Consider the following 7801-nt stretch of genomic DNA (forward strand, 5'->3'; position numbering starts at 1 on the left):
AACCTGTTTACGTTGTCCGCCATTAAGCTGTATGATCCTGAGTTTGAAACAAGCTATGGTGCATTTCAGTATCCTATTATGCGTTCTGTGAACGTGGGTGTAAATGTTGGTTTCTAAAGTTATCACGCCTTGAAAAGATTAATCATGAAAAAGAAAAATATGCTCATAGGATGTTGTATGCTGGCTGTGTTGGTCACAGGCTGCAACCGCATTCTTGATAAAACAGATCTGGGGAGTATCAATGAGTCGCTTACCTGGACAGACCCTGCATCGGCAAAGGCTTACGTGAGTAATTTGTATGTAAGTCTGCCTAACTGGGCAACAGCAGAATCAGGCTATGCAGATGAATCGGATGGCAGAGGGCCTATCAACAATGGCGCCTGGAGTCCGGACAATAATCCTTTAGGTTACTGGCCATACAGCTCCATCCGCAATGTGAATAATTTTTTCGCCAATATTACTACGTCTACTATTTCGGCGGATCTGAAGCAGCAACTGAGCGGGGAATCACATTTTATACGTGCCTATCTGTATTTTGAAATGGCGAAACGTTATGGTGGCGTACCGATTATTACCGAGCCGCAGTCGATAACAGATGATCTTTTTGTGAAACGCAACAAAACTTCTGAGGTATTTACCTTCATTTTAAAGGAGCTGGATGATGCCATTGCGGCATTGCCTTCCGTACAGGATGAAAAGGGAAGAGTGACCAAAGGTGCTGCCATGGCTTTTAAAGGCAGGGTATTATTATTCTGGGCCAGCCCGCAGTTTAATGGCGCGAACGATGCACAGCGCTGGCAGGCGGCATATGATGCTAACCTGGCCGCCAGGGTAGAACTGGAAAAGAATGGTGCTGGTTTGTATGCAGACTTCTCCAATCTTTTCCTGGATGAAATGAATAAGGAAGTGGTGTTTGCCATCCGGTTTCTGAATCCGGGCAGAACGCAGGCAAGGGATGCCGCGGTAAGACCTATCTCCGTTTCTGTAAATGCTACCGGTGCTAACCACCCTACCGAAGAACTCGTAGAGGCGTTTCCGTTAGATAACGGTGCTGACTGGAAACCCGTCGCCAGCACGGATGATCAGTGGCTGCACCGCGATGCGCGGTTTTATGCCACTATTGTGTATAACGGAGCTTCTTATTTCAAACGCACGCAATGGACTTATACCAATTCCGGTATAGATGCCTATGGCGGTACCAATGGCTCGCATACCGGTTATTACAGCCGCAAAGCGATTAACCAGGATTTAACCGCCGCAGAAGCCAATACCTCCGGCACAGATTATATAGATATCCGTTTTGCGGAAGTGCTGATGAATGAAGCCGAAGCCGCCAATGAACTGGGTAATACCACACTGGCTTATGATGTGTTGAAGATGATCCGTCAGCGCGCGCAGATTCAACCCGGTGCAGATGGTTTGTATGGATTACCGGCGGGTATGTCGGTAGCCGCCATGCGTACCCGTTTGCAGAAAGAGCGTTTTGTGGAATTTGCTTTTGAACAAAAGCGTTACTGGGATCTGCGTCGCTGGAAGCTGGCAGGTACCCTGTTGAATGGGGTACGCCGGCATGGTTTGGCAGGCGCCAAATTAACGGATAGTCCGCTCACCTTTAAGTACGATAAAGTAGACCTGGATTTACAGGGAGACCTGGTGTTTAAGGACTATATGTATTTCGCTCCTATCAACAGGGTGGAACTACAGAATAATCCTAACCTGGAGCAAACAAAAGGCTGGGAAAACGGCACATTTGATCCCATGCAATAAGCCTCTTCCCTGCTCTGCTGCTTACGCAGCCGGCAGGGAATTTTAATTGATAAAAAGTAAGTGATATGAAGAAAGGAACGTGGACGTTATTGTTTTTATGTTGTTTCAGTATAGCGAGGGCCGGTTACAAGGAAACGGCCACCGCGCTGATACAAAGGGTACTACCGGCTGCCGCAGGGCATTTCAGCGTAGAAATTATTCCGGCAGAAAATGGAAATGATGTATTCGAGATTGCATCGGCAGGAAATAAAATTGTATTGCGTGGCAATACACCTGTGAGTGTGGCTTCCGCATTGAACTGGTATCTCAAATATTATTGCCATTGCCAGCTATCCTGGAATGGGGATAACCTGCGGTTGCCGGCATCTTTGCCGGTAGTCGCAGAAAAGGTGCGCATTGTAACACCTTATGAGCATCGGGTATATTTGAACTATTGCACGTATAGTTATTCTATGGCGTGGTGGGACTGGGCGCGCTGGCAGCGGGAAATCGACTGGATGGCGATGCATGGCGTGAATATGCCACTGGCTATTACCGGGCAGGAAGCCGTATGGCAAAACACGTTGCGCCATTTTAAAATGAATGATAAAGAGATCCGAAGTTTCCTGGTAGGTCCTGCTTTTTTTGCATGGCAGTGGATGACGAACATAGAAAGCTGGGCAGGTCCTTTGCCTCAAAGCTGGATCGATCATAGCATTGTGCTGGGCAAACAGATTCTGGCGCGGGAGCGGGAAATGGGGATGACGCCTATTTTACAGGGTTTCACAGGATATGTGCCTATTGCATTGAAGCAGCAGTTTCCGGCGGCAGATATTACCGTAAAACCATTTTGGCTGGAGTATTTCCCACCGGGCACAGGTCAGCTGGACCCGTTGGACCCGCTTTTTGCTAAAATGGGCAAAGCGTTCCTGGAAGAGCAGGCAAAGTTATTTGGTACCAATCACTACTATGCAGGAGACCCTTTCCATGAAGGAGAGCCGCCCAAAACTACCGCAGGTTACCTGGAGGAAGTAGGTAAAGCGTTGTATACCGTGACCCGGAGCGTGGATACAGCCGCGATCATTGTAATGCAAAGCTGGTCTATCCGCGAAAAGATTGCAAGGGCCATACCTACTGAAAAGTTGCTGGTACTGGATTTAAACGGATCGAGGCGTAAAAGCAGTCACGCGTTCTGGGGAAGTAACTGGGTAACTGGTATTATTCAGAACTATGGTGGTAAAACAGAAATGGGTGGCAGTGTGGAGATGGTGATGGAGCAGTTGTCGGCCGCCAACCATGATACCGCCTGGAAAAACATACGCGGTATTGGAATGTTCCCGGAGGCGATAGAGCATAACCCGGTGATATTTGAGGCCGCATCTGAAATGGCCTGGCATCAAACAACGCCGGTAACAGCCGATTGGATAAAATCGTATAGTCATGCACGATATGGCAGTTCTGATGTGCATACGCAAGCTGCGTGGGACGTATTAATGGCCACCGTATACAAAGCAAAGCATATTGATATTGCGCGCGAGTCGCCGGTGGTGGCACGTCCAGCATTAAAGGTGAGTGGCGCTTCTCCTAATGGTGGTTTGAATACAGAAAAGAATTACCGGTTTGTAGAGTTGTGGGCAGCGCCGAAAGCGATGCTGGCAGCAGATGCGGGATTAAGGAAGTTATCTACCTACCGGTACGACCTGGTAGATATGTTGCGTCAATGCCTCGCAGATCTGGCTATTCCGATGCAGCAGGCAGTGAGCCGTGCCTATCTGGCGGGCGACAAAGATTCGTTTCGTATTGCCAGTACACAGTTTCTATCGCTGATAGATGATATGGATGATTTGTTGGGTACTGATCCGCATTTCTTATTAGGCAAGTGGATTAATGATGCACGCCGATGCGGACATACGGCAGCAGAAAAAGCGTTGTATGAGCAAAATGCACGCTGGTTGGTAACGGTATGGGGGCCTTATGATAAAGACGCCATGTTGTTTGATTACTCCAGCAGGCAGTGGTCGGGTTTATTAAAACAGTTTTATAAGAAGCGGTGGGTAGATTATTTCAATTTTCTGCAGGCAGAGTTGGGGAAAACGAGTGGCCGATATATCGAAACGGATGCGATTTTTAACCGTTATAAACGGCCTGCCAATGAAGGCAACGACTTTTATAAGCGGTTGTCGAAGTGGGAATATGCCTGGTGTAATCAGTCTGATGTTTTTCCGGAAATACCTACGGGAGATGCATACACGATATCCATGCGGTTATATGAGAAGTGGTGGCCGGTGGCACAGCAAATCTATGAGCAGCATTAACAGGAGATCCCCCGAGGCGTTTGTTTCGGGGGATTTGCTTTTAGGTTAGAGGTGTTCGTTTATTTTATCCAGTACATTTTCCCAATAGGCGGTCATACGGGTTCTATCGGCTTCGTTTTGCAACCACTCGTGGTGAAAGCTGATGGTGGTTTTGTCTTTAGCGGGAATAACCCTTATCTGCAGGGTGGAGGCAGTCGGTTCGTCTTTCCGTTGCCATTTCATACGGATAACCTTGGAGGTGGTCACTGAAGATACGTGGATAGTGACACCGGTTTGGGTGGTGTAGGTATCGCCCTTTTGAAAAGAGATATTGGCTTTGTCATCCAGCCATGCGGCAATGATGGGTTGTGTGAAAAGGAGTTCCCAGGCCTGATCGGGAGTGAGAGGAAAGGTGCGGCGTATGCCTGTTTCCCAGCCTTGTGAGGTAGTCTGTCCGACGGGTGTTTTAGGAGAAGTCATGGTTTTTTGCGTCAAGATATAGAAAAAGGGAGATATTGGAATATGTAACCTGTTGATACTAAATATTGTTAAAGTAAATATTCGTGTCTCGTTGAAAACAAGGATATTTATACGTGAAAATGTAAAATATTTTTTTATTTTTAACTAAGCTTAAATATTTGTGGAGCATCAGACAGCCGTACAATGACAGCAACCAGAAAATCGGGTACAATAATCTGAGTATATAATAAGTCGGGCAATTTCTAAGTTAAGAGCAATTTAATTAAACCAAAATCTGAATACACATGAGTAATTTATTACGCATGCCCAGCCGGTATGTGCAACTTATCATCTTATTTGTGGCCTAGCTATAAAAAAATTTTCCTCGTCTAACCGGGCAGGCGCTTTTCAGCGTGGGTCCTTATTTTCATAAGCAAAAACGGGGCTGTCCTTCACAAGCGGGCAGCCCTTTTTTTTTGTCTTTCCCAGGATTATACTGATTTTGATGATTTCCCGGATTTTCTTTTTGATTGTACCAAAAAGATATATTGTTTACCGCTTATTCCGGTTGTTTAACATGTGCAGCTTCCCAACCTATCATGGCATTTTTGCGGGTACTTCCCCAGTGGTATTCGCCATAGTCGCCGGTAGCTTTTATTACCCGGTGGCAGGGGATGAGAAATGCCACGGGGTTTTGTGCTACAGCGGAACCTACTGCTCTGGAGGCTTTGGGGTTATTGATTTCTTCCGCCAGGCGGGAGTAGGTAGTTAAGTTCCCCATAGGAATTTTTAGCAGGGCTTCCCATACTTTCAGCTGGAAGTCTGTTCCCCGGAGATGCAGTTTTATTTCAGACAGACGGCTCCAGTCCTGTGTAAATATATACAGGGTATTTTGCTGGATGAGGTCTACCATCTGGGTAAACTGTGCATGTGGGAATTGTTCCTTCAATGACTGGAGGGCCTTATCGCGATCGTCTGCAAAGGCCATATGGCAAATGCCTTTGGGTGTAGCCGCTACGATAATATTACCAAAAGGACTTTCTGCGAAGCTGTAATTAATCTGCAGGGCTTTTCCGCCGTTGCGGTATTCGCCGGGTGTCATGCTTTCGATGTTAATAAACAGGTCGTGTAAACGCCCGGTGCCGGAGAGTCCTGCTTCAAAGGCCGCATCAAATACGGTGGCTTTTTCTTCTCTGAGTATATTTTTGGCGTAGTCCAGTGTGAGGTATTGCAGAAACTTTTTGGGTGTTACGCCCGCCCATTCGGAAAATACCCGTTGAAAATGAAACGGACTCATATGCACTGCGGCGGCCACTTCCTGTAAATCAGGCTGCGTCTTAAAATTGCTTTTGATGTAGTCTATTGCCGTTGCAATTTTATCATAATTGTTCATGGCTGTTAATTTTAAAGCAAAGGTAGCGTCGTGAATGTCGGTAAAAAACCCGGTTATTGCTCAATGATCGGAATATCCCTGCCGGTTGCCTTATGACATGTAAATCATTGAAAACGTATGCATAAATATACTTGTTAAAAATTTTTTATGGAAAAGCGGAAAAATTAATTAATTTCGAAAATGCAACAATTTCAATCGATTGTTTTTATCACCAACAACCAACAGTACTAGAGCCAAAATCGATTTTTCTAAACACTAACTTTTTCCACGAATGAAATGATCAAACAGACCGGCATTTTCCACGAATAATATATGCAAACGTTTGCAAAGTTTGTAGGACAATTTTACCTGTTAGCGCAGGTACGGCCTTTTTATTGCTTCCATTAAACAATACGTTATGTTAAACTATTTACCACGTTATCTGTCTTCGCGACCCAACCGCGTCGGATGGATGTTCTTGTACCTATTACCAACTGCAGGGCTGTTTCAGGTAGCAAACGCCCATCCCTATGCAACAGCCACCGCTGCTTTTCGCCAGGACACCACACAACACAGGGTCGTATCCGGATCGGTTACAGACGAAAAACAACAGGCACTCCCAGGTGTTACCATTACCCTGAAAGGTTCCGGCAGCGGCACCGTCAGCGGACCAGACGGAAAATTTTCATTGCGCCTCACGGCATCCAGCGGCGTACTGGAATTCTCTTCCCTGGGATTTGAAAAGAAAACAGTGCCCTACACCGGCCAGAAAGTGATGAATACACAACTGCAATCAGACCAGAAAGCACTGGGCGAAGTAGTAGTAGTGGGGTACGGCACGCAACGGAAAGTGAACCTCGTAGGTGCAGTATCTGCTGTAAAAATGGATGAAAAAATCACCAACCGTGCATTACCCAATGCCTCTTCCGCCCTGGCGGGACTGGTACCCGGTCTTTCTGCTACACAGAGTACCGGCATGGCAGGTAAAAACGGCGCAGAGCTGATCATCCGCGGTTTAGGTACCATCAACAACGCCAGCCCGCTCGTAGTAGTGGATGGTATGCCCGACGTAGATATCAACCGGGTGAATATGAATGATATCGAAAGTATTTCCGTACTGAAAGATGCAACTTCTGCGGCGGTGTACGGCTCCCGTGCAGCCAATGGCGTTATCCTCATCACCACAAAATCAGGTAAAGGCCAGAAAAAAACAGCTTTTAATTTCAACGCCTATTCTGCCATACAAAAACCTACCAAGGCTTATTCATTTATGGCAGACTATCCCCGCGCATTAACGCTGGAACAACGACTGGCAGCGGTAACTACCCTGCGCTCCGGTTACCTGTTTAAAGACGGTACCATCGACCAGTGGATGGCGTTGGGCATGGTAGACCCGCTGCGTTATCCCAATACCGACTGGTGGGATATCATTACCCGCACCGGCCTGAATCAAAACTATAATCTCTCCGCCTCCGGCGGAACAGATGTGTCCAGCTTTTTCATCTCTATTGGTGTGCAGGACCAGAAAGGTATACAGATCAATAACGACTACAAACAATACAATGCCCGTTTTAACTACGACTATAAGCTGCGTAAAAACATGAACGTAGGCGTGAAGTTTTTCGGCAACTGGTCTAAATTCACTTACGCACTGGCAGACGGTTTTACGGATGAAGATGGCGGTAATTTTGACCTGCGTTATGCCATTGCAGGTATTACCCCATACGATCCCGTTACCGGAAAATTTGGTGGTGTAATGGCTTATAATGAAGATCCGCAGGCGTTTAACCCGTATACCACTTTTACCAACGCACTCAACAAACAAAACCGGCAGGAAGCTAACGGTAACGTATATATGGACTGGTCGCCCATTAAAGGCCTGACTGGCCGGGTGGATTATTCCCTTAATTATTACAACCAGTTCCGCTAT

General features: G+C 46.6%; 5 protein-coding genes. 3 read left to right on the top strand and 2 right to left on the bottom strand.

Features of this window, described 5'->3' with window-relative positions; all coding sequences use genetic code 11:
* Window positions 1-144: 144 nt before the first annotated feature.
* Together VIP81_RS20710 and VIP81_RS20715 are read left to right on the top strand one after the other, a co-directional pair.
* On the top strand, window positions 145-1767 hold the full coding sequence (locus VIP81_RS20710) for a RagB/SusD family nutrient uptake outer membrane protein (RefSeq protein WP_331965656.1): 1623 nt from the start codon (window positions 145-147) through the stop codon (window positions 1765-1767).
* A 65-nt stretch (window positions 1768-1832) separates the two neighbouring features.
* The gene (locus VIP81_RS20715) at window positions 1833-4061 is read left to right on the top strand and encodes an alpha-N-acetylglucosaminidase (protein WP_331965659.1); all 2229 of its coding nucleotides are present in this window, start codon (window positions 1833-1835) and stop codon (window positions 4059-4061) included.
* Between the two features lie 45 nt (window positions 4062-4106).
* Here the strand turns inward: VIP81_RS20715 and VIP81_RS20720 are convergent, their stop codons facing one another.
* Both VIP81_RS20720 and VIP81_RS20725 read right to left on the bottom strand, forming a co-directional pair.
* Window positions 4107-4520: an SRPBCC domain-containing protein gene (locus tag VIP81_RS20720; RefSeq protein WP_331965662.1), complete on the bottom strand. Its 414-nt coding sequence runs from the start codon at window positions 4518-4520 to the stop codon at window positions 4107-4109.
* Window positions 4521-5058: 538 nt separating this feature from the next.
* Window positions 5059-5892 carry a methylated-DNA--[protein]-cysteine S-methyltransferase gene (locus VIP81_RS20725; protein ID WP_331965665.1) on the bottom strand — a complete coding sequence of 278 codons (834 nt, stop codon included), beginning with the start codon at window positions 5890-5892 and terminating at the stop codon, window positions 5059-5061.
* A 397-nt stretch (window positions 5893-6289) separates the two neighbouring features.
* Here VIP81_RS20725 and VIP81_RS20730 point away from each other — a divergent pair.
* A partial coding sequence (locus VIP81_RS20730) for a SusC/RagA family TonB-linked outer membrane protein (RefSeq protein WP_331965668.1) occupies window positions 6290-7801 on the top strand: 1512 nt, incomplete at its 3' end.

The sequence above is a fragment of the Chitinophaga sp. genome, from assembly GCF_036566945.1.
Taxonomy (GTDB): domain Bacteria; phylum Bacteroidota; class Bacteroidia; order Chitinophagales; family Chitinophagaceae; genus Chitinophaga.